Origin of the sequence: Microbulbifer okhotskensis (genome assembly GCF_023895975.1) — a bacterium.
In the GTDB taxonomy this organism is placed as follows: Bacteria; Pseudomonadota; Gammaproteobacteria; order Pseudomonadales; family Cellvibrionaceae; genus Microbulbifer; species Microbulbifer okhotskensis.
In genome coordinates this window covers 1-23,126 of the sequence record NZ_JALBWM010000070.1, presented here as the reverse complement: position 1 = coordinate 23,126, position 23,126 = coordinate 1, and the positions used below count along the sequence as shown (strand labels likewise).

Here is a 23,126-nt window from a genome sequence, read left to right as displayed (position 1 = left end):
CAGTACAGTGACTATGGGGCTATAGCTGTATGAAACTGTCCGAAGTGTTGAAATACCTCTACTTTAATTTACTGAAATCAGGCTTCCTAATACAGACAACAAAGCTATAGCTAACAATTATCACCTGTAAATTAATCCAAATTTCGCTCACAGCGAACCTCCCACACTTCCATTTGGTGTAACCAAATATCATCAGCACTGCCTTTAATATACTCAACCACACCCATTCCACCTATTTGCGAGGAATAAGTTATTCGTACTTGCTTTCCGCCCATAAAAACCCACAGGTAACTGCTCTTTGCTAACGGTAAGCTCATCAACACTCATTAGTCTTCCTTGAGGCGTAATAAGGCTGTAGATACGCAGTCACGGAGAAGACTGCAATTCCCCAGGTTTCCCTAGTAAAAAATGGGGATGGATTTTCGCGCACTACCCAACTTCATTCCTTAAGTTAAATTGGATCGACTTGAGGCCAGTTGTCCAAGCCAACCAACCGATATTACCATGCCTCAGAAAACCTTCTATGTTATGTACCAAGCAGAGCATATACATTTATTTTTTAACCTTATTTCCCTTGGTAACGAAAGGCAATTCAATCCGATCACGATAACCACTTACGAGGTTTGCGATACCGGTAAAGTACGGAACGGTATCACACGACAATGCTTGCCGAGGACATTGTACTCACATTGCCATTAAATAGATCGGCTTGAGGTAATGCCTTTTGAACAGAAAACAAGATGATCTTCAACAGGATAGCTAGATCTTAGGCCAGTTGAAACCTCCACCATTTTGATATTTTTCACGGAAGACCGAGATGCCGATATGACTATCAATCAAGTGATGAAGAATAAATTTAATGACTCACCGATCAGTGATTATATGTTGTCTCAAAAACTAAACCCAAGGACTTGCCTCGGTACAAATTCCACATCGTTTGTACTAATTAACTATATAGAGTTGATTCTGGATTTGTGCCTGGACTCAAAACCAAACGATGTTGCTGGTACTGTAGCCTTTGGCATCGATCGGAGTCGATACCAAAGGCTACACAACAAAGAGCGGGGGTGTTGCTATGACAAATGATTAATCTGTTTTTAATGCTGGCCGGGTGGAATTTGCTCTATAGCAGCGTCTCTCCATTGAGTGAATAAGAATCAAACAATTTATCCCCGAATGCGTCGCACCCTAAATTTTCGCCCCTTCAGTTTTCCATTCTCAATCTTTTTAAGTGCCTGCGCTGCCACGTTTTGCTTGATCGCAACATAAGCAGTCAGGTCCAGGACAGTGATCTTGCCAACATCTTGCCCGTTGATCGGGTGATCGCCTCCGGTCAACGCACCCAGAATATCGCCTGGACGAACTTTCTGCTTCTTGCCGCCATCAATCTGCAAAGTAGCCATTGGCGCCCGAAACGGAGGCTCACTTAAAATATTGGCCGGTGGCGGTGTATCCGGATCGGACAGCGGATCTTGTGTCAGATTCATACGCAGAAGCTTATGACCTTCCTTCTCTGCAAAAAAGGAGTACGCGCAACCGCGCGCACCGGCTCGACCGGTCCGGCCTATGCGATGGGTATGCACTTCCGGGTCTTTGGCGATATGAAAGTTGATGACGACATCAAGCTTGTCGATATCCAGACCCCTTGCCGCCACATCGGTGGCCACCAGGATCGAGGCGCTGCCATTGGCGAAGCGAATTAGGGTTTCGTTACGCTGGCGCTGCTCCATATCGCCATGCAAAGCAAGCACATTGAATCCGGCCTGTTTCAGATCATCGGCCACGTCATCGGTTTCGCGCTTGGTGTTACAGAAAATCAAGGTATTAGTTGGTTTGTCATTGAGCAGAATGCGCCGGGCCATCTCCAGACGATCATCGAAGCTCTCTGTTTTGTAAAAGCGTTGTTCGATCACATCCTCACTGTGTGCGGACTCAATTCGTACCATCACCGGTTTTTGCATGACTCGAGCACTGAGTTGTCCGATTTCATCCGGGTAGGTTGCACTAAACAGTAACGATTGTCGCTCGGCTGGCACCTGTGCCAGGATGGTATCCATGACATCCTGAAACCCCATATCGAGCATCCGGTCGGCCTCATCAAAGACCAGCATATCGGCATGCTCAAGCGACAGCGTCCCCTTGCGCAGGTGCTCTTCGATACGCCCGGGTGTGCCAACAATAATGTGGGCCCCATGTGCCAAGGAGCCGATCTGCGGGCCGAACGGCATGCCGCCGCACAGCGTCAGAATTTTAATGTTGTGAATCGCTCGGGCCAGTCGGCGCAGTTCTTGTGCAACCTGATCGGCCAGTTCCCGCGTTGGACACAGAATCAGCGATTGAATTCGAAACTGGTCGACATTGAGCTTATGCAGCACCCCCAAGCCGAATGCCGCAGTTTTACCCGAGCCGGTTTTTGCCTGTGCGATGACGTCTTTCCCATCCAGTATAATCGGGAGTGTCTTGGCCTGGATCTCGGTCATGGCCGTGTAGTTCATAGACGCCAGGTTTTTCAGCAGGGCGGGCTTCAGTGGCAGGTCGGAAAAGGGTGCGGTCAAGGTGAGTCCTAGAGTCGTTGGATGTCAGATTCATGTATCACTCTATCATCCAGGGGCGCGATTTTCATCTTCTTAGGCTTAATCACTACTGCATTTTGCAGTCTGGACAATATAGGGTTGATTTCAGAAATTGGTATCTGACGGGCTGTTGGAATACCCGAGCATAGATGCTTGTTTCAAAAGGATACCATAAACATAAACTCTTGATACTCTATGATGATGCAGGGCCCCGCCATCAAAAGATAGCTTGATTCACGACAGCTCACCTGGGATTTTTTACTCCTAAGCAGCGCCCTTCACGCGCGGGCCCAGACTCGATTCAGCAGATTGTGAATAAAGCCATGAAGCTATATCAACTGAACGCTCATCAAAAACACAGCGACTGCAGATTCCGTACATGATTTGCAGTGAAAGACCGCTAGATGGTGCAAATAAATTACAACTTACTGCCTCGCTAGTTTTTAGGATTTCGGTAGGCGATCTCACGCGAAACCACTCTCTACTCAGAAAATAATGGTATCAACTACTGGAGTCTGAGGTTATTCCGCTCTTTAAGGAAATCACAGAGGTGACCCGTAAAAAAAACCTGCTTTGAAAGATGAATATTTCAGCATTGATGGCACCTTGAATTGAACGTGGGTTTTACGGATATTTTCCGATGGGAATGGTCAAAAGAGAAATAAAAACCAGATAAGTCACACCCGGAGGAACATGAATCCACGTCTATTAAGTATATGAATGATACCATTCTTCGGTCATTGACCCAGGGGCAAAAATGTGTCATTTGAGACATGCCACAGTGAAAAACCAGATGCTTAATCCTTAATGCAAGAGCAAGTCTGGTTGCAAGAGCAAGTCTGGTTGCAGGAGCCGCGGAGTGGGTGTATTGGTCTGATACTTTCAGACACTACCGAGCGCTGACTCTCTATGGCTGGTACTACAACATACTCCCCAAGGGCTTTCGGCGGCAGCGCGATTATGGCTTTCTACACAGCAATGCCAAACGATTATTACAGCTTGTACAACTGACTCTCAAAGTTGTCCTTGAGACGCTTAAGCCAAAAACCCGACCGTCAATGCGCTGCCCTAAGTGCAATGCCTCCATGCAGTTTGCTCAAGTCATTAGTCCGTCTGGACTTGACCACAACACTCTCAGGTTAAGGAGTAAGCTCTCGATAACATCAGGGACGCGGCTACTCGCGGCCTACCCTTATCTGTTAGTTACTTTTTTCTTGGGAATCGCCTTTTGTAGGCCATCCGTTAATAACACAGCAAAGGCACTGTAATGAGTTAACCCTGGCAATACTTTCGGTTGAACGTTTAACCCTTGATAATTTCGCGATTTTAACTGCTCGTCAAATTCCAGCATATGATCAACCATATCACCTTCTTCACTGCCAATGTACATGAATACATTTGCTTTCATAGCCTTATTCTTTTTTGCATAGTCAGCTTCTAAACGAAACATCACTTTATTGTCATACCAAAACGACGGACTACCTAATATGTAGTAATCGAATAACGCTGGATTGCTTATCAAGATGTTTGCCCCTAGCAAGCCACCATAGGAATGCCCTACAAATATTTTCTTATCCTGTCTGATACGATATGCTTTACTAATAAGAGGTAAAACCTCGTCAGAGATGAAACTTATGTACTGCCTTGCTTTACCTGAATGCTTCTGAGCCTCTTGGGAATGTCCCCTCTTCTCGTTTGGGGCAAATGTTGGTGTGTAATCTCTTGTACGGCTAATCAGAAGATTATGCCCCTTAGAATATGAAATTCCGACGATAATGACATCCTCAATATCTCTACCTGCCATAAGGTGCACAATACCACTCGCTACTGCAATCGAGTAACCTGTATCATTTAACACTGCTACTGGGTATTTTTTAGTACTTGCTGAATAACCTTTAGGTAAACGAACATATAGCTCATATTCTAATCCGCTTGTTTCGGATTTTATTTGTAAAGTATGAGTGTTTGGGATTGTAAATTCTGTAGCCTCCTTAGCCCATAACTGAACAGAGGAACAAACCAATACTGCAAATGCTAATCTAATGTAATTCAAGAACATCTTTGACCTTAATTGTGCGAGGATTAAATGCGGTTAACATTTATATAGTGGTCATCATGATCACTATATCTAATACAAATTTACGGCAACACGCCTTCTTCTTCCACTGAATCAATAAAGCAAAGCCATTTAGACTAAAGAACCAACTGGGAAAGCGGTCATTTTGGCCACCATCCCCTAATAGTGCGGCATACACAACCCTCTGTATTTACTTTTTTTGACCGCGATTCGCATTCTAATCAAAATAACGGTCACGACGACCGAAATCTTGGCTCAGTTCTGATCATGCTTTCTAGCAAACTGTACATTCGTACGTATTTTGTTGAATTCAAAGAGATAACTTCCCTATATCTATGCACCAATGTCTTTCTCAGTTTATGGGTCGACTGTTGATCTATTTGTGACGACGGGAGATTTGACTTTCAACCATGAGTAAACCGATAGCTATCGCGTTAATAACTTAATTTGCTTTAATCGGGGGGCTAGATAGCACTGAGGTAAATGGCTGGCGAATTAAATTGGCAATCAATCGATCAGTAGACATCAACGGTTTCAATCACAGCAGTATATTTGCGCATTTTGCCTGCGATAGATCATTTCTCGAACCCCTCGGAAATCCGTGGTTTTTGACCTTTTCTGACTGATAGCGGTGCTCTTTTTGATCTACAAAGCAGACCTCATTTCCATTACGTCTTTCTGATGCGGAATCCTGGCTAGATGGCTATCGCCATCAAACTTAGAGCCTTAGTAATCCTAGAAAACTTCAGAGTCTTATTTTTTGGGCGCTTCACTGCGCTGTTTCATCTCAAAGGTGTGAATACAGGAGCAGAGCTTAGATGGCAGCGCGCCCGAATTAGAAGAACGGATTAACAACACTCGCCAGCAACTGTCCTTAACTTAGGCACAGATATACTACCGGGTTACCCCAAGCGCTGCCGCTCTCCTTTGCAGCCACCCATCCATAGTGGTTTGCCCCCCACTCTGCTATTCTGCGCCCCCTATAAAGAAGCCCTTCAAAACAGGGGCTGGGCTTCCGCCCAGGCCCTCCGCGATTGTGCGCTTCAGGGACATTGGGTTTGCCGCTCGATATTTGAGCGAGCACTTCTTACTGATAAGCCCGCAAACAAACCTGCCTCCAACCTCAATCTGAGCCAGCCGCACCGCCTGCGGGGCTCTGGGGGTTTGCGAACACTTTTGTAACTTATTGATTTTCTTAGAGAAAAATGCCTAAAACCGCAAGTAAGACCAAGGCCGAAAAACCCGAGCACACTCCCATGATGCAGCAATTTTTACACATCAAGGCCCAGCATCCGCAGGAGCTGGTGTTCTACCGAATGGGAGATTTTTACGAGCTTTTCTTTGATGATGCCAAGAAGGCGTCCGAGCTATTGGATGTCACCCTCACCGCGCGGGGCAAGTCTGGGGGAGAGCCGATTCCAATGGCTGGCATCCCCTACCATGCGGCCGAGGGCTATTTGGCTCGCCTGATCAAAGCGGGAGTGTCTGTTGCCATCTGTGAGCAGATTGGCGATCCGGCTACCAGTAAGGGGCCCGTTGAGCGGCAGGTTGTACGCATTGTTACTCCCGGTACTGTCACCGATGAGGCTCTGCTTAACGACCGCCACGATAACCTGTTGGCGGCAATTTCCTATCTGGGCGATGTGTTCGGCCTGGCATTGCTGGATCTCGCTACCGGCCGTTTTGTAGTACAAGAGACAGATACCCTGGAAGCGTTGGCCGAGCAGGTTCAGCGCCACAACCCGGCTGAGCTGTTGGCACCGGAAGATCTTTCCCTACCCTTAGAAATTGAGCGCCGCGCCGGTGTGCGCCGCCGTGCACCCTGGGAATTCGAATTGGAAACCACGCTGCGTCTGCTCAACCAGCAGTTCGGTACCATGAACCTGGAGGCCTTCGGTTGCAGCAATATGCATGGTGCCATCGTGGCCGCCGGCTGCCTGCTGCAATATGCGCGGGATACCCAGCGCACTGATCTGCCTCATATTCGTGGATTAGTGACTGAGAGTGGCGATGAAACCGTGGCTTTGGACGGTGCCAGCCGCCGCAACCTAGAAATCGACCTGAATCTGAATGGCGGTGATGACAATACCCTGTTGTCGGTTTTCGATAGCTGTAAAACGGCAATGGGAAGCCGCCTGCTCCGCCGCTGGCTAAACAACCCACTGCGCCAACTCACCACACTGCGCAACCGCCAGGATGCCATCGCTGCACTGATTACAGACTACCATTTTGAGCCTTTGCGCAATGCTCTCAAGCCTGTGGGTGATATGGAGCGAATCCTGGGCCGCCTGGCGCTGCGCTCCGCGCGGCCCCGCGACTTGGCGCGCTTAGGCCAGTCCCTGGCACAATTCCCGGAGATCCAACAGCAATTGGCCGAGTCAGACGCCTCTCTGCTGAAAGCGCTGTGCAACCAAGTCGGAGAGTGGCCGGAGACCGTGGACCTATTGCAGAAGGCCATTGTTGAAAATCCACCCGTCGTCATGCGCGACGGCGGAGTTATCGCTCCCGGGTACGATGAAGAACTGGACGAGTTACAGGCTATCAGCGAAAACGCCGGGGATTATCTGGTGCAACTGGAGCTGCGAGAAAAGGAACGCACCGGTATTCCCACCTTAAAGGTGGGTTATAACCGGGTTCATGGCTACTTTATTGAAATCAGCCGCGGTCAGAGTGATAAGGCGCCGGCAGAGTATATCCGCCGGCAGACCTTGAAGAATGCTGAGCGTTTTATCACTCCAGAACTGAAAGAGTTTGAAGATAAAGCCCTCTCTGCGAAGAGCCGCGCGCTGGCGCGGGAGAAAGCGCTGTATGAAGCACTGATTAACCAACTGAACGAATCCCTACTAGAACTGCAAGCCGCTGCAGCGGGCATTTCCGAACTGGACGTACTGGCCTGCCTGGCAGAACGCGCCGACGATCTGCGCCTTTGCCGCCCAGAGCTGGGCACTGAGCCAGGCCTGAATATCAGCGGCGGACGCCACCCAGTAGTAGAGCAGGTGTTGGACGGCCCCTTTGTCGCCAACGATATCGAGCTGCGCGACGATCGCCGCATGTTGGTGATTACCGGCCCCAATATGGGTGGTAAATCTACCTATATGCGCCAGACAGCATTGATTGCCCTGCTCGCCCATTGCGGTAGCTATGTGCCTGCAGATAGCGCCCAGATCGGCCTGCTGGATCGTATCTTTACGCGTATCGGCAGCGCCGATGATCTGGCCGGTGGGCGCTCCACCTTTATGGTGGAGATGACCGAGACCGCCAATATCCTGCGCAATGCCAGCGAACACAGCCTGGTACTGATGGATGAGATCGGCCGCGGTACCAGCACTTATGACGGTCTTTCCCTGGCTTGGGCCTGTGCCCACTACTTAGCCGGGGAGGTTCGCGCCTTCACCTTGTTCGCGACCCATTATTTTGAGCTGACCGATCTACCCAAGCAGTGCCCCGAAGCCGCCAATATCCATTTGGATGCCACCGAGCACGGCGAGGGTATTGTCTTCCTGCACCGTATTCAGGAGGGGCCCGCCTCCAAGAGTTACGGCTTGCAGGTCGCCAAGCTGGCAGGTATTCCCGCCGATGTACTCACCGAGGCCCGCGCCCGCCTGGCCGCTCTGGAAGCTGGCGCGCAGTCCGTGGATGTACCCGGTTCCGTCACAACTTCCACTTCGATATCGGCTTCAGCGCCTACGTCAAAGCAGACACTAAGTACGCTCGCTGCCCCTGTGGACGCGACGCCAGCACTGCCTGGCTCTCCCCAACAAGTTGACCTGTTTGGCAGCCCCGGTCATCCCGCAGTAGATGCCCTGGAGGCGCTCAATCCGGATGATATGACGCCACGCCAGGCGCTGGAGGCGCTCTATTCTCTGCACAAGTTATTGAAGTAAAGGACTGGGCGGCATCTGTCGCCCAATACATCCTGTTATAAACAGTGAACTAAATCGACTGAAAAGCCACTACAATTCGCGCCAGTAATTGATAGAATCCGCGGCACAAAGAATTCAGTGGCACTATCGAGGGACAAACATGACATTCGTAATTGGGGAAAACTGCATTAAGTGCAAATACACGGACTGTGTAGAGGTTTGCCCGGTAGACTGTTTTTACGAAGGCCCCAACTTCCTGGTCATTCATCCGGACGAGTGTATTGACTGCGCCCTGTGTGAGCCGGAGTGCCCCGCCAATGCGATTTTCTCGGAAGATGAGGTACCAGACGATCAGCAGGAATATATCGAGCTGAACGCAGAGCTCTCCGAGGTCTGGCCCAATATCACCGAGAAAAAAGATCCTCTACCCGATGCCGAGGAGTGGGACGGTAAGAAGGGCAAGCTGGAGCAGCTGGAGCGCTAGCAACAAACTAAAAAAGCCGTCATCGACGGCTTTTTTTCTTTTCGCAGACAGGGTGGAATAATGAAAATAATAATTACTGTCGTTTGCACTTGGCTTTCAATTTTTCCGGTTTATACGCAGGCCACACAGGCAAGTGGAAAGCAGATCGCGCTGATCTTCGACGAGGGCCCGGTACCCGGCAAGACGGAGTCTTTACTGAAGCAACTAGAGTCTCTGCAGATTACCGCTACCTTTTTCCCCATCGGTCGGGAAATGGAAAAATTTCCCGACCAGACCCAGGCAATCATCGCCGCCGGACATCAGCTGGGAAATCACAGCTATTCCCATATGGATCTCGCCCAAATGTCGTTGAGTAGTGCCAAGGAAGAGATCAAGAAAACCTGCCGTTTATTACAACGCCACGGCTATATCGACAAGCCAATGTTCCTGCCACCTTTTGGAAGAATATCCGAAGAACTCGGCACTCTCTTACAAGACCAAAATTTCAAAATCGCCCACTGGGATTTAGACCCGAGTCAACATCTACAACAAGGTGACATTCAAGCCGCTGCCGACTACCTATCCAAAAATGCCAAACATGGTAGTGTGGTACTACTACACCCCATGTATGACCAGTATCATCAAGTTATTGAGGCTCTCCCGCTGATCAATGCACAACTCAAAGCGGCGGGGTTCCACTTTGTCACTCTGGAACAGCTAACTGCGGATTGAGTCCGTACCATTTGGAACTGAACGGAAAGGACCCTATTAATTAGCAGAATGGGTGCTGGCATCACTGCAGCTCCCTTCATCTAACAGGGAGCCACCATCATGCTGCGCTGGGCTGTCACTTTTCTGATCATTGCACTGATTGCAGCTTTCTTTGGTTTCAGCGGTATCGCCTCTACCGCCACAGAGATCGCCAAGGTTCTATTCTTTATCTTTATTGTGTTGTTTATCCTGGCACTGATATTTGGCAGACCCAGGCCACCAAAATAGTAGATTTCCTATTAATCTTCCCCTGTCGACCCCCGCGTCACTTTACGTGGGGTGCTCGCGTCGGGTCCAGACTCAACACTTCGGCCAAATGGTTAAAACCCAGTACCAACTCCATCACACCCAGCGCCTCTAAAATTTCATCATCGCCAGCACCCAATTTTCGCGATGCAGCTATCAGGTGCTGACGATGGTCATCTGGTGCGCTATTCGCATTGCGCGCCAAGTCGAACAGCGCATGTTCCTTTTCGGAAAAGTGCACATGCTTGGGGTCTGTACGGATACGCATGACTTCATCGGTTTCCACGCCAAGCATCTGTAGTGAGGTACTGTGGTGGTAGATACCATAATCACAGTGGTTATCGGCAGAGACTGCCAGGCCAATGGCCTCCTTCAGTTGCGCCGATAAACATCCGTGAATCATCACTGCTTTAAACTTGTACCAGTTTGCCTCAAGCAGGCCGGGATGCTGCGCATAGACCCGAAACAGGCTCGGAATACCGCCCAACTCATCCTCAATTTCGGCGAAGACCCTGGCCACCTCATCAGAGGCCGGGCTCTCTACCAGCGGGATACTGCTCATGATTCACCTACCTGTAGTCACAAGCGCTTGCCTGTGTGACATAAATTACTTCCTGGTACAGTAAAACACTGTATATAATCACAGCATGAAAAAGATCATTCACTGCGACTGCGATTGTTTCTATGCTTCGGTCGAAATGCGTGACGACCCCAACCTCCGTGGACGCCCCTTGGCCGTTGGCGGCAATAGCGATAGACGGGGGGTCATCTCTACCTGTAACTACGAAGCCCGCAGTTACGGCGTTCGTTCAGCGATGCCTACTGCCCAGGCCAAGAAACTTTGCCCTGATTTGATTGTAGTACCCGGCAACATGGCCAAATACCGGGAGGTGAGCAGTCAGATCCGGGAAATATTCCTCGATTACTGCGATGATATTGAGCCCCTCTCACTGGATGAGGCCTTCCTGGATGTTAGCGACAGCAGTCACTGCCATGGCAGTGCCACCCTAATAGCCGAGGAGATCCGTAAGCGAGTGCAAGAGAATCTGGGCATCACTATTTCTGCAGGGGTCGCACCTAATAAATTCCTCGCCAAGATCGCAAGCGACTGGCGCAAGCCGGATGGGCTGACAGTCATCACTCCCGAAGACGTGGATCAGTTCGTACTGCGCCTGCCCATTAATAAGATACACGGCGTCGGCCGTGTGACTGCAGAGAAAATGCACCGCCAGGGCATTCGCACCTGCGCGGACTTGAGGCGCTTTACTCAGATTGAACTCAGCACACAATTTGGTAAATTTGGCCGCCGCCTATACGAGCTTAGCCGCGGAATTGATGAGCGTCCGGTGAGTGGGGATGGAGCTCGCAAAAGTGTCAGTGTCGAGCGCACTTTTCGCGAAGACCTGTCCGATTTTGATGAGTGGCTCGAACAGCTGACAGAGCTTTATATACGCTTGCTGGAGCGCCTGGAAAAACTCGACGACCGCTACGAAGTGAATAGCGCCACTGTAAAGGTAAAGTACGCTGACTTCTCTACCAGTACTCACGAACGCAGCAGCCGTGCCGGGCGAATTTCTGAATTTCGCCGTTTGCTACAGGAATGTCGTGAAAAGCGCCCTGCGCCCATCCGCCTTCTAGGACTCGGACTCCGCCTCACTGACCTACGGGCGGGCCAGGGGCCTCTCCAATTACCACTACCATTGCCGGAACAAGCCACATTCTGACGCCATTTTTTCTTATTTGGCACATCAGTTTTTTCCGGAAATCTGGCGCTGGCCGTTACCTCAGCGCCTTTCCTCCAAACCACGGGCAACTATACTTCGCTGGCTCGAAGATTCGTATCTGTCGTGAAGTGACATCGGCTGACAGTAGAAGTATTAGCCAGAGAATAAATACGACGCAGAACCATACTACAATCTTCTTAATTGACGTCGCGTAAACCCAATCCTCGACCTGTGGTATGAGACGGGATAATCCGTATATGGAGGCCCAAAACATTGTCTCGCAAAGCATTACGCCACCTGTCTGACGAGGCGCTTTATAAACACTACAAGGACACGCGTAACCCCGCCGTATTCCGCCTGCTCTACTGTAGACACAAGGATTCCTTGTATCGTTACTCCATGCAAATGGCGCCATCTGCTGCCGCACCGTTACTGCAAAAACTCTGGCGCGGACTATTGAAAAATCCACCAGAACTACATGGGCGAATTCTCAAAAGCTGGCTTTTTATAACAATCAACAAGCTACTGAAACATGAATTTTCTTACACAGTAAAGGAAACTGCCGAGGGAGGCTCCCGGCAACACAGGGTGCTCAGCGCTATCCAAAAACTGCCGCCACAGTTACGCAACATTTTGCTACTACACATGGAGTGCAAATTACCCCTAGCAACCGTGGCAGATATAGAGCGCCTTTCTTTGAATACCTGCAGGGACATGTACCACAACGCCCGCTCCAAACTGAACGATGATATTTACGGTTCCGAGAGGAAACCCTGGCAAGTAGAAGTTATCGAAGAGTAACCGAGGTAATGAAATGAATAATTGGGAACATCAGTATTATAAAGAAGCCGAAGCATTGGCTTCCCCCCCACAACTTGATGATGAAGTCTTCAAGACTGCACAAACTTACAAGCCAAAAGCCAATCTCAATCACTTGGTATCCCGGGCTACGGTAAGCTGCAGTGTCGTCATTGCCATACTACTGCTGGTCCATCCCGCGCAGTACTTAGGCGCATTGACACACCAGGTAAGCGCCAGCGATCTAATGCACGAACCTGTATTGAGAGACTGGAAAGACACTGCTGCTCCGTCGATTCCCAAAGAGGACCCCTGGCTCAAGCTGCGCAACCAGATACATGAAGGTGAATATGTCGCTCTGTGTCACTACTGGCGGGCTGAACAGAAGTCAGTAGACAGTAACCCCTTACCGCAAGAACTGCGCAAGAGTGCCAAACGGCATTGCCGTATTTTACCGCACACAGCTTCTCGAAATTGATGACTCTCGTGATACCAGTAGCATCCGTATATAGCAGTAATGAAAAATAAAAACAATCAACTGGCAAAGGTATAAGCATTTACCGGAACTCAACCGTTCCTGGAGCTCACCCTGACATCAAGTACACAATCGAACAATCCTCAACAACGTCAAGCCCAATTAGACCACTATATAGTGGCAGGTATCTATGGTGCCGGCGGACCATCTGCTGGAGATAACCCGGCACTTAAGTCTATTATTAATCAGCTTGGCGGTAGCTTGTTCTCCCCAAACCAAAGATCGGCAACTTGCCACTACTTAATTGATGGCATTGTGCACGGCAAAGCTGCAATGTTATTTGGCTATAGCCGCGGGGGAAATAGCGCTATCAAAATAGCCAATCTACTCGGTCGCCAACAAATTCCTATTCTGCACTTGGTGACATTTGACGCCCACAGCCTAATAGATGGGAGGGTATTTCAGCTCAAGTATAACAATATAGAGAAGGCCCAAAATTTCTACCAAAAAAACCCCAGGACTGCGGGAAAATACGGCTGGTGGGGGAAAAACCCCTACTGGGGAGGACCGCTATTCTCACCTTTTATTGAAGTGCAACAATTTGATTTTACCGGATCCGATTATAAAAAAGGTATTCCCGTCTCACACCTGAATATTGTACGCAAAGCCCTGGCCTCCCTGTAAGGCAGAAGACGGGGGACTGAATCCGTTATGACTTAAACCCGAAAAGGAAAAGTTTTAGCAACGCGTTCACGGTCATCGGCATCTGATATCTGGATTTTAATGTACAGATTTAAAATGCCCCCCCCAAAGCACCTCCAATAGAGCATTTAAGTAATCTGTAAAAAAATCCACTCCGCGATCAAAGCGGGTTTTTTCTCCCCTTCAATCTCCATAGTTACCAATAGCTTGATTTGGTAGTGGGCCTCTTTTTTCTCCAGTATCTCCAATATTTCCCCCTGTACCCGCACTCGACTACCCGTTTTTACCGGGTGGATAAATCGTACTTTATCCAAGCCATAATTCACCCCCATATGAGCACCTTCAACGTGCATCTGAAGGGACTCAATAAAATAAGGCAGTAGGGACAGCGTCAAAAAACCATGTGCAATGGTGCCACCAAATGGCGTTTTTCTAGCAGCCTCGGGATCAACATGGATAAATTGCCTGTCCATCGTACACTCAGCAAAGCTATCAATTCTCTGCTGATCAATCTCAAACCAAGCAGTGGGTTCAGTTTCAAGGCCAATATATTGACTGAGATCACTTGGTATAATTTGCACAGGCATCGAATACTCCTTTTCGATTTCAAATTTCGGCTCAGGTATTAGTAGGCAGACAAACCGCCGTCAACCGCCAATGCCTGTCCCGTGATATAAGTCATTTTTGGCGAAATCAGCATTAGCATTGCTGCCACCACTTCCTCAGGTTTCCCCAGACGCTTCATCGGGCAACCTTGGGCTAGAAATGCCTGCAATTGCTCCGGGCTGGCATCAGCGGTTTCGATATCAGTAACCATTGGGGTCAGACAAAAGAATGGGCAGATTGCATTCACGCGAATATCGTACTTGGCATTCTCTATCGCGGCTGTTTTGGTCAAACCAATAACGCCGTGTTTTGCTGCTGCATAAGAGGCAATTTTAGGGGCACCCCCCAAACCTGCCATAGAAGAAACATTCAGTACAGCCCCGCCACGCTCTTTCATCAGCGGCAGCTGATGCTTAAGACCTAGAAATACACCCTTGAGGTTGACACTGTACTGAAAATCCATCATCGCTTCGTCTGTCTGCTTAAGAGACATCATCGGCGGCGCAATTCCAGCGTTGTTGACAGAAATATCCAGTTGACCAAATTCTACCTGAGCCAATTGTGCCAGTGCTGCGCAATCCGGCTCTTTAGAAACATCACAGCGCTGCGCACGTACAGAAATTCCCTGGCTGCCCAAATCATCGGCCAACTGCATCAGCCCACCTTCATTGACATCCCCTAGCACCAGCTTCGCGCCGCGCGCACCAAGTTCCAGAGCCAGCAGTTTGCCAAAGCCACTGGCGGCACCGGTAATCAGGGCAACATGTCCACTAAAATCCAGAATAGGATCACTCACAGTTAAATCCCTCCGCAAGAAGTTAATCCGCCATCCACAACCACACATTCCCCAGTCGTATAACTCGAGGCATCGGAAACCAAATAGAGCACTGTTCCGGCCATTTCTTCGGGTTCTGCATGGCGGTGCATGGGAATATGCCCTACAGCGGTTTTATAAATTTCTTCGTGAGAAAAAAGAGCTCCGGCAAATTTTGTTTTTGTCAGCCCCGGCAACAAAGCATTTACGCGAATGTTAAATTGAGCGCACTCTTTAGCGAAGGCTTTGGTCATATTGACTACAGCCGCTTTAGTAATTGAGTAGATACCCTGCCCGACACCCGGTTGTAATGCATTGACTGAAGCCGTATTGACAATGACACCACCGCCCTGCTCCCGCATTAATTTCCCCGCCTCAACGGACATAAAGAAGTATCCACGAATATTCACTTCAACAGTTTTTTCAAATGCCGCGAGATCGGTATCCAGAATATGCCCAAAATAGGGATTGGTCGCTGCATTGTTTACCAGAATATCCAAGCGCCCAAAACGCTCACGGATAGTAGCAATCAGTTTTTGAATATCTTCCATATTACCGATATGGCAAGGCAGTGCATCGGCTCTCCCACCGGCATCTACAATGGCATCTGCTACCGCTTGGCAACCCTCAACTTTCCTGCTGGATACCAAGACGTGGGCGCCTTGCTCGGCCAAGAGCTTGGCCGTCGCCTCACCAATCCCCCGGCTAGCGCCGGTAACCAGTACAATTTTTTCCGACAGATCAAAAATATTTTTTGCCATTTTTTATCCTTATAATTACTCAATATTCAATCAGGCAATGTATGATGCCGAGTCTCTTAAAAGACGCAACTGGGGCTGTCTTAAGGTCTTTCTCAATACCCTTTTGCGGCAATACCCAATGCAGCACTCGCCAAGGGCTCGACTAAGGTTCCAAGTTTTGCGGCATTTTTATTGGAGGCATTGCCATCTTCCGCACGCTTAGCTACGCCCTGAACGATCGCCGCCAAGCGAAAGAAGCTAAAGGCCAAATAGAACGGCCAGTTGTCAATACCCTTAATACCCATACGGTCACAGTACTTGCCAATGTACTGGCTCTCCGAAGGTATACCCAAGGCCTGAATATCAAGACCCAAAAGTCCGGACATTTTATCTTCGCCCGCCGGCATGCGCATTTGCATACATTGATAGGCAAGATCGGCAAAAGGATGGCCCAGTGTGGACAACTCCCAATCGAGCAGTGCAATCACTCTGGGTTCTTGGGGATGGAATATCATATTGTCCAGACGGTAGTCACCGTGAACCAAGGCTATGCGCCCATCATCCTCCGGCAAAACATCCGCCAACCAGGCAATCAGCTCATCCATTGCAGCGATAGGTTGTAACTCTGAGGCTCGATATTGGGTAGTCCAGCGCTCCAGCTGACGTTGGAAATAATTACCCGGGCGCCCGAACTCTGCAAGACCCACCGCATTGATATCTAAACTGTGCATCTCCGCCAGTACCCGATTCATTTCATCGTACATGGCTGTGCGCTGCTGCGGCTTTACTTCTGGCAATGCGGCATTCCAAAAAATTCTGCCTTCGCAGTACTCCATCAGATAAAACATCGAGCCGATCAGCTCGCGATCCTCACAAAGGTGTAACACCTTGGGAACAGGGATATTGGTCTCAGCCAGCGCTGCCATCACCCGATACTCCCGATCTACCGCATGAGCAGACTTCAATAACTTACCTGGTGGTTGGCGACGTAAAACATAAGACTTAGTAGGTGTTTGTAACTTGAAGGTGGGGTTCGACTGGCCGCCGGGAAACTTGATCACAGTCACGGATCCATGAAACCCTTCCACCTTTTCTGATAAATAAGTTTGCAAATGCTCAACAGGCAGCTCTTCAATATCGCTGCGTTTGGCTCTAACCTTATCAGTCACGGCCCCCTCCATGAGTCTCAATGGATGCATATCGAGCGGCCAGATTTCTTCCCAGTTGCATCATATGAACCTGATCGGGACCATCGGCCAAACGGATTGTGCGCGCATAGGCGTAATGGTGAGCAAGGCTGTAATCCTGCCCCAATCCAGCGGCGCCGTGAATCTGTATGGCGCGATCTATTACCCTGCAAGCCATCTGCGGCGCAACAATTTTTATCATTGCAATTAAATCCTTGGCCGCTTTATTTCCCTGCTGATCCATTTGAGCGGCTGCCTTCAGCGTAAGCAAACGGGCTTGCTCTATTTCACAGGCTGATTTGGCAATATCTTCTCGTACCGATCCCTGTTTACTCATTGGGCGCCCAAAAACAATCCGTTGTTCAGCCCGTGCTGCCATCATTTCCAGCGCCCTCTGCGCCTGACCAATAAGGCGCATACAGTGATGGATTCTGCCTGGCCCCAAACGACCTTGGGCAATCTCAAACCCACGCCCTTCTCCGAGAATTAAATTAGCAGCGGGCACCCTGACATTCTCAAAAATAACTTCTGCATGCCCTTCCGGTGCATCGTCATAACCAAATACAGTCATCGGTCGAACAATCTTCACTCCCGCTGTTTCCGTAGGCACTAAGATTTGTGATTGCTGCTGATGGCGATTGGGGTTTTCGGGATCACTCTTACCCATCACGATCATCACTTTACAGCGTTTATTCATCAGGCCGCTGATATAAAATTTGTGGCCGTTAATCACATAACTATCGCCATCACGCACAATCGATGTTTCGATGTTGGTAGCATCAGAAGAGGCTACCCGCGGTTCAGTCATCGCAAAAGCTGAACGAATTCGCCCATCGAGTAGTGGTTTTAACCACTGTTCGCGCTGCTCTCCAGATCCGTATTGCGCTAGAACTTCCATATTGCCGGTATCTGGCGCATTGCAATTAAAGATCTCGGATGCAAACAGCACTTTCCCCATTTCCTCGGCGAGCGGCGCGTACTCCAGATTAGTCAAGCCCGCACCGAAGCGCGCGTCCGGTAAAAACAGATTCCATAGTTCCGCATTTCGGGCCTTGGATTTAAGCTCTGCCAATATCGCTGGCTGGCCCCAAGGGTCCTCTTGCAATTGCTGCAAAAAAATGGCTTCCGCAGAGTATACATACTCGTGCATAAAACTTTGCAGGCGTTCCAGCAAGCCTTTCACTTTTTCAGAATATTCAAATTCCATCGATACCTGCCCCTATCAACTGTATGTGATGTATTCACGGCGCTTGTCCCTGTTCAGGTGCGGCACATGATTAAAACTATGTAAACTGATATTTTCTGCGCTGAAGAAAAGGTGGCTAATCGCCGTATTTTGGATTTGCATATTGAGATTGGCTACCGTAGACACCGGGCCACCCAGCACTTGCGTTAGCATCATGGCAATGGCACCACCAGAACTGACAATCAAAGTTCGGCTGCCTTTGGGACTGTCGCAAATATTTTTTCGGACTTCAGCGATACGTGCTTCAAAGTCAATCCAGGATTCCTGTGGGGCAATCTCCCCCCCGGCCCAAGCCAACATACCCTGTTTGAGAAAACGGTAGAAATCTACACGGCTCGCATCGGGGCCCGGGACCCTATCCGGGTAAAGCGCACCATAGAGGCGGACCACAGCGAGAAAATCAAACTCATTCAACTGGGGAAATACGCTGTAAGAGGCTTTCTTTGAGATCTCCAGCCCCTCATAAATACCCTCAGTAGTCTGCCGGTGCCTCAACAAATCGCCACAGATCAATCGATCGAAACCTATTCCCCGATCTCGCCAGTATTCCCCAAGCCAACGAGACTGCTGCCAGCCAATTTCTGATAGATTGTCATAGTTATCCGCACCAAATGACGCCTGCCCGTGACGCACCAAAATAAACTCAGCCAATAGACCTCCCTCCCTTCAACGAGATCCAACCCTAGCCCCGGCATTTGGATCATTAAAGTTTATTGTGCGAATATCTCATCATTCACAACCGTTATGATGGTGATTGCAATGCAGCTGCAGCGAATCGATATGAATCTCTTTCCCGTGCTAGAGGCAATTTATACCACTCGAAACCTCACCCGTGCCGCAGAGCAACTGCATATCACCCAACCCGCTGTAAGTAATGCTCTGGCCCGGCTGCGCAGAACACTGGATGACCCACTGTTCACACGAAGTCCAACCGGCATGGCCCCCACGCCATTGACTGACAGTATTATGCCGCGGGTACAGGAAGCACTATCTCTATTGGGAGCGAGCCTCAACGAACAGCGCCATTTCATCCCCCAGGAAGCCCGAAAAACCCTGCGACTTTCCATGAACGATATGGCGGAAACCCTTCTATTACCCAAACTCCTGGAAACATTGGAGCAGGAGGCCCCTGGTATCACCGTCGAATCATTTCATATACCGAGAGAGAATCTGGTTAAGGAACTGGCAGCCAATACGCTGGATTTCGCTCTGGATATTCCCCTAGCCACGGCACCGCAAATCAAACAGCAGAGCCTGATGCGTGACCGCTATCTCTGTATGCTGCGGAAAGATCACCCTCTGGCAGAATCAGCCAGTCTCACCCTGGAGCAGTACCTACAACTGGAACATATTCACGTATCTAGCCGCCGCAGCGGCCCGGGCCTGGAGGATATCGCTCTGAATAAACTGGGCCGCCGCCGAAATATCAAACTGCGGGTGCAACACTACCGAGTCGCCCCACTGGTGGTTCTACGTACAGATCTTGCACTCACCGTCCCCGCCAGCTTGGCGAGACAGTATTCTGCACGACTATTCGAACTACCGTTCCAAATGCCACAAGTGGACTGGCACCTGCTCTGGCATAAAAACCATCATGATGATCCGGCCAACCAATGGCTGCGGACAAAGCTAATAAACTTGATAGACCGGTAAAAAATACAAGAGTGGAAACGTGACAAAAAGGGCTGCATTTATAGATGAGAATAAGACGCATAAAGGTTAAATCAGGGCCCGTAATTGATCACTGATTTCGACCGGTTAAGTCACTGTTTCACGCTATGCCGTCTTGGTATCCTGCGGGGCAGCAATATGCAACTCTTTGCATATACATAAATGAACCCCAAAGGTTACAAGAAGAGAAATTTGCCATGTCCCAAGCCTACCCTAATATGCTTGCCCCCCTGGACCTGGGCTTCACCACCCTGAAAAACCGGGTACTGATGGGCTCCATGCATACCAACCTGGAAGAACACCCCGGTGGTTTTACCCGTTTGGCGGCCTTTTATGCCGAACGCGCCCGTGGTGGCGTTGGCCTGATTGTAACTGGTGGTATCGCACCCAACGAAGAAAGCGGCGTTTTTAAGGGTGCCTCGAAGATGAACACCCCGGAAGAAGCGCAGCAGCACCGGGAAGTCACCGAAGCCGTTCATGCCGAAGGCGGCAAGATTTGCATGCAGATCTTGCACACCGGCCGCTACGCCTATAACGAAAACCTGATCGCCCCCTCCCCCATTCAGGCACCAATCAACCCCTTTACTCCTCGCGAGCTGACCAGCGAAGAGATTGAGGGGCAGATCGACGACTATGTCCGCTGTGCCACCCTGGCCCGGGAAGCTGGCTATGATGGCGTTGAAATCATGGGCTCCGAAGGTTACTTCATTAACCAGTTCATTGTGAAACGCACCAACAAGCGTACCGATGAGTGGGGCGGCTGCTTTGAGAACCGCATTCGCCTGCCGATTGAAGTTGTACGTCGTGTGCGCGAGGCCGTTGGCGAAGACTTCATTATTATCTACCGCCTGTCCATGCTAGATTTGGTTGAAGACGGCAGCGACTTCGACGAGGTGGTCTCTCTCGGTCAGGCTATCGAAAAAGCCGGTGCCACTATTATCAATACCGGTATCGGCTGGCACGAGGCCCGCGTGCCCACTATCGCCACCAACGTACCTCGCGCTGCATTCACCGATATCACCGCGAAAGTTAAAAAGCATCTCTCCATCCCAGTGGTCGCCAGCAACCGTATCAATGTGCCAGAAGTCGCTGAAGAAATTTTGACCTCCGGCCAGGCCGATATGATTTCCATGGCGCGTCCATTTCTCGCAGATTCCGATTTCGTCAACAAGGCTGCAGAGAACCGCGCCGACGAAATCAACACCTGCATCGGCTGTAACCAGGCCTGCCTGGACCACACTTTCCAGCTGAAACTCACTTCCTGCCTAGTGAATCCACGTGCCTGTCACGAGACCGAACTGAATTACCTCCCCACCGACAAGGTGAAAAAAGTTGCCGTGATCGGCGCCGGTCCTGCCGGCTTGGCCGCATCCACCGTCGCCGCCGAACGCGGCCACAAGGTGACTCTGTTTGAAGGCAGCAACAAAATCGGTGGCCAATTCAATATCGCCAAACAGATCCCTGGTAAAGCAGAGTTCCAGGAAACCTTACGCTACTTCAAACGTCGCCTCGAAGTCACCGATGTTGAAGTAAAATTGGAAACCATCGCTACTGCAGAGGACCTACGGTCTTTTGATGAGGTAATTATTGCCGCAGGTATCGAGCCGCGCACCCCGCCGATTCCCGGTATTGAAAGCGACAAGGTGATGGGCTATCTCGACGTACTCAAGCACAAAAAACCAGTCGGCCAAAAGGTTGCGATCATTGGCGCTGGTGGAATCGGCTTCGACGTTGCAGAATACCTGACCCACGACGGCCCGCACTCTTCCGAAGAAGCCGTAGTCACCAGTGACAAGGAAGAGTTCTTCAGTGAGTGGGGTGTGGATATTGAGCTGGAACAGCGCTCAGGCCTCAAACCCCGTGAAGCTGTGACCACTCCGCGACAGGTTTATCTGCTGCAGCGCAAGACTACCAAAGTGGGAGCTGGCCTTGGCAAAACCACCGGCTGGATTCACCGTGGCAGCCTGCAACACCGCCAAGTACAGATGATCGCCGGAGCCCTTTACGAAAAAATCGACGATAAAGGTCTGCATATTCGCGTTGGAGACGAAGAGCAGTTACTGGAAGTCGATAACATCATCGTCTGCGCCGGCCAGGAGCCCGCACGCAAACTGTACGACGCCCTGCAAGAAAGCGGTGTCAAAACCCATCTGATTGGCGGCGCCGACGAAGCCGCTGAGCTCGACGCCAAGCGCGCAATTGATCAAGGCTCACGCCTCGCCGCAGAAATCTGAAGAGCTGACTAACCACAGCCAGCCATAAAATACCCTCGTCAGCCAATGTTGACGGGGGTATTTTTTCACCGATTTTTATATCGGAATCTACGATACTCAGGCTTCCGCATCGGCAATCAGACCCTCCTCCTGTTCCGGCCATACCGGACGGGATAAATATTCTGTGAATCGATAGAGCACAAATACCACTCCGCATAAGGCCACCAACGAACCGTAAAGTATGGGGCCACTCCACCACTGAATAACCAGACCGCCAATCAATGGCGCCATAGACCAGCCGATCGCATAAAAAGATGAGGCACCAAAATAAGTCCCACGTAAATGGGATGGGGCCAATCGATCGATTTGTACACTCATCGTCGGGAATAGAATTGCCTCTGCCAAACTCAAAACAAAGGTCGCCCCCAGCCATCCCCAAAACCAATCCACCGAATTAAGGGCGTACCACAATTGGGAAGTGGCTAAGATCACCAAACCGACCCTAATACGAGCATTAATACTCAAAGTATCCCATTAACTTCATGATTGGGAACTGAAGCAACACAATTGTCAGCGCGTTGACAAAGATCATACTGGATATCAGCTCCACCAATCGAGGCGCCTCAATTCGGGTAAGGTATTGCACCAGACTCGAATCCATATGCGCATAGATAAACAACGACAGGATATTGGCAATAATCACAACAAGGAACATATGATCGCGACGTAAAATCGAAAGTGTGTCGCCTAGTGAAATTGCAGCACCCCGTCGCAGGTTTGCCACACGACCACTCTCGGTTTTGGCAAACCCCCATAGGAAAGCCAATGCCAGCAGTAAATAGCTAAAAGAAGTCAACCCGAAAGTAGATTGCTGCGCACTAAGCCCCGCCCATACACCCACAAGAGTTATTGTCAATTCTGGTGTTCAACAGGCCTGATCAAGCAGCGCTCTGGTCG

The 23,126-nt window shown here is 49.9% G+C and carries 22 protein-coding genes; 10 read left to right on the top strand and 12 right to left on the bottom strand.

All coding sequences use genetic code 11. The features are described from left to right. Positions 1-131: 131 nt before the first annotated feature. The 3 genes from MO867_RS14755 to MO867_RS14740 all read right to left on the bottom strand — a co-directional run bounded on the left by MO867_RS14755 (position 132) and on the right by MO867_RS14740 (position 4,626). Positions 132-317: a hypothetical protein gene (locus MO867_RS14755; protein WP_252470463.1), complete on the bottom strand. Its 186-nt coding sequence runs from the start codon at positions 315-317 to the stop codon at positions 132-134. Positions 318-1,166: 849 nt separating this feature from the next. After that, entirely contained in the window at positions 1,167-2,555 is a 1,389-nt protein-coding gene (gene dbpA / locus MO867_RS14750) for an ATP-dependent RNA helicase DbpA (RefSeq protein WP_252470461.1), read from the bottom strand. A gap of 1,210 nt (positions 2,556-3,765) precedes the next feature. After that, on the bottom strand, positions 3,766-4,626 hold the full coding sequence (locus tag MO867_RS14740) for an alpha/beta hydrolase (RefSeq protein WP_252470459.1): 861 nt from the start codon (positions 4,624-4,626) through the stop codon (positions 3,766-3,768). Positions 4,627-5,855: 1,229 nt separating this feature from the next. On the opposite strand from MO867_RS14740, the gene mutS reads away from it, so the two are divergent. The 4 genes from mutS to MO867_RS14720 all read left to right on the top strand — a co-directional run bounded on the left by mutS (position 5,856) and on the right by MO867_RS14720 (position 9,975). After that, positions 5,856-8,534, top strand: a complete 2,679-nt coding sequence (gene mutS / locus MO867_RS14735; RefSeq protein ID WP_252470457.1) for a DNA mismatch repair protein MutS — start codon at positions 5,856-5,858, stop codon at positions 8,532-8,534. Positions 8,535-8,673: 139 nt separating this feature from the next. Then, the gene (fdxA, locus tag MO867_RS14730; RefSeq protein WP_252470455.1) at positions 8,674-8,997 is read left to right on the top strand and encodes a ferredoxin FdxA; all 324 of its coding nucleotides are present in this window, start codon (positions 8,674-8,676) and stop codon (positions 8,995-8,997) included. Between the two features lie 60 nt (positions 8,998-9,057). Next, positions 9,058-9,708: a polysaccharide deacetylase family protein gene (locus MO867_RS14725; RefSeq protein ID WP_252470453.1), complete on the top strand. Its 651-nt coding sequence runs from the start codon at positions 9,058-9,060 to the stop codon at positions 9,706-9,708. 99 nt (positions 9,709-9,807) lie between these two features. Beyond that, positions 9,808-9,975 carry a DUF1328 domain-containing protein gene (locus MO867_RS14720; protein WP_252470451.1) on the top strand — a complete coding sequence of 56 codons (168 nt, stop codon included), beginning with the start codon at positions 9,808-9,810 and terminating at the stop codon, positions 9,973-9,975. 37 nt (positions 9,976-10,012) lie between these two features. On the opposite strand, the gene MO867_RS14715 is transcribed toward MO867_RS14720, so the two are convergent. After that, positions 10,013-10,555: a carboxymuconolactone decarboxylase family protein gene (locus MO867_RS14715; RefSeq protein ID WP_252470449.1), complete on the bottom strand. Its 543-nt coding sequence runs from the start codon at positions 10,553-10,555 to the stop codon at positions 10,013-10,015. Between the two features lie 85 nt (positions 10,556-10,640). Between MO867_RS14715 and dinB the strand changes: the two genes are divergently transcribed. The 4 genes from dinB to MO867_RS14695 all read left to right on the top strand — a co-directional run bounded on the left by dinB (position 10,641) and on the right by MO867_RS14695 (position 13,674). Beyond that, entirely contained in the window at positions 10,641-11,717 is a 1,077-nt protein-coding gene (dinB, locus tag MO867_RS14710; protein ID WP_252470447.1) for a DNA polymerase IV, read from the top strand. Positions 11,718-11,990: 273 nt separating this feature from the next. After that, positions 11,991-12,518 (top strand): RNA polymerase sigma factor, encoded by a 528-nt coding sequence (locus tag MO867_RS14705; RefSeq protein WP_252470445.1) that lies wholly within the window; start codon positions 11,991-11,993, stop codon positions 12,516-12,518. 13 nt (positions 12,519-12,531) lie between these two features. After that, positions 12,532-12,993, top strand: a complete 462-nt coding sequence (locus tag MO867_RS14700) for a hypothetical protein (protein ID WP_252470443.1) — start codon at positions 12,532-12,534, stop codon at positions 12,991-12,993. A 174-nt stretch (positions 12,994-13,167) separates the two neighbouring features. Then, positions 13,168-13,674 carry a hypothetical protein gene (locus MO867_RS14695; RefSeq protein WP_252470441.1) on the top strand — a complete coding sequence of 169 codons (507 nt, stop codon included), beginning with the start codon at positions 13,168-13,170 and terminating at the stop codon, positions 13,672-13,674. Positions 13,675-13,820: 146 nt separating this feature from the next. Here MO867_RS14695 and MO867_RS14690 read toward each other — a convergent pair whose 3' ends face one another. The 6 genes from MO867_RS14690 to MO867_RS14665 all read right to left on the bottom strand — a co-directional run bounded on the left by MO867_RS14690 (position 13,821) and on the right by MO867_RS14665 (position 18,936). After that, positions 13,821-14,279: a MaoC family dehydratase gene (locus MO867_RS14690; protein ID WP_252470439.1), complete on the bottom strand. Its 459-nt coding sequence runs from the start codon at positions 14,277-14,279 to the stop codon at positions 13,821-13,823. Positions 14,280-14,317: 38 nt separating this feature from the next. Continuing rightward, a complete protein-coding gene (locus tag MO867_RS14685) occupies positions 14,318-15,094 on the bottom strand; it encodes an SDR family NAD(P)-dependent oxidoreductase (protein ID WP_252470437.1) in 777 nt (258 codons plus the stop codon). A 2-nt stretch (positions 15,095-15,096) separates the two neighbouring features. After that, complete coding sequence (locus tag MO867_RS14680; protein ID WP_252470435.1) at positions 15,097-15,873, bottom strand: SDR family oxidoreductase; 777 nt, start codon at positions 15,871-15,873, stop codon at positions 15,097-15,099. Positions 15,874-15,965: 92 nt separating this feature from the next. Beyond that, positions 15,966-17,021 (bottom strand): phosphotransferase, encoded by a 1,056-nt coding sequence (locus tag MO867_RS14675; RefSeq protein ID WP_252470433.1) that lies wholly within the window; start codon positions 17,019-17,021, stop codon positions 15,966-15,968. After that, positions 17,014-18,246 (bottom strand): acyl-CoA dehydrogenase family protein, encoded by a 1,233-nt coding sequence (locus MO867_RS14670; protein WP_252470431.1) that lies wholly within the window; start codon positions 18,244-18,246, stop codon positions 17,014-17,016. The genes MO867_RS14675 and MO867_RS14670 overlap by 8 nt, the downstream gene beginning before the upstream one ends. 15 nt (positions 18,247-18,261) lie before the next feature. Continuing rightward, positions 18,262-18,936 carry a histidine phosphatase family protein gene (locus MO867_RS14665; RefSeq protein WP_252470429.1) on the bottom strand — a complete coding sequence of 225 codons (675 nt, stop codon included), beginning with the start codon at positions 18,934-18,936 and terminating at the stop codon, positions 18,262-18,264. A gap of 108 nt (positions 18,937-19,044) precedes the next feature. Here MO867_RS14665 and MO867_RS14660 point away from each other — a divergent pair, with 108 nt between their 5' ends. Both MO867_RS14660 and MO867_RS14655 read left to right on the top strand, forming a co-directional pair. Beyond that, complete coding sequence (locus MO867_RS14660; RefSeq protein ID WP_252470427.1) at positions 19,045-19,938, top strand: LysR family transcriptional regulator; 894 nt, start codon at positions 19,045-19,047, stop codon at positions 19,936-19,938. A 215-nt stretch (positions 19,939-20,153) separates the two neighbouring features. Continuing rightward, a complete protein-coding gene (locus tag MO867_RS14655) occupies positions 20,154-22,190 on the top strand; it encodes an NADPH-dependent 2,4-dienoyl-CoA reductase (RefSeq protein ID WP_252470425.1) in 2,037 nt (678 codons plus the stop codon). 96 nt (positions 22,191-22,286) lie between these two features. Here the strand turns inward: MO867_RS14655 and MO867_RS14650 are convergent, their stop codons facing one another. Beyond that, positions 22,287-22,619, bottom strand: coding sequence for an MFS transporter (locus MO867_RS14650; RefSeq protein ID WP_252470465.1), 333 nt, complete (start codon positions 22,617-22,619; stop codon positions 22,287-22,289). Between the two features lie 64 nt (positions 22,620-22,683). Then, positions 22,684-23,085, bottom strand: a complete 402-nt coding sequence (locus MO867_RS14645) for an MFS transporter (protein ID WP_252470423.1) — start codon at positions 23,083-23,085, stop codon at positions 22,684-22,686. Positions 23,086-23,126 lie beyond the last annotated feature (41 nt).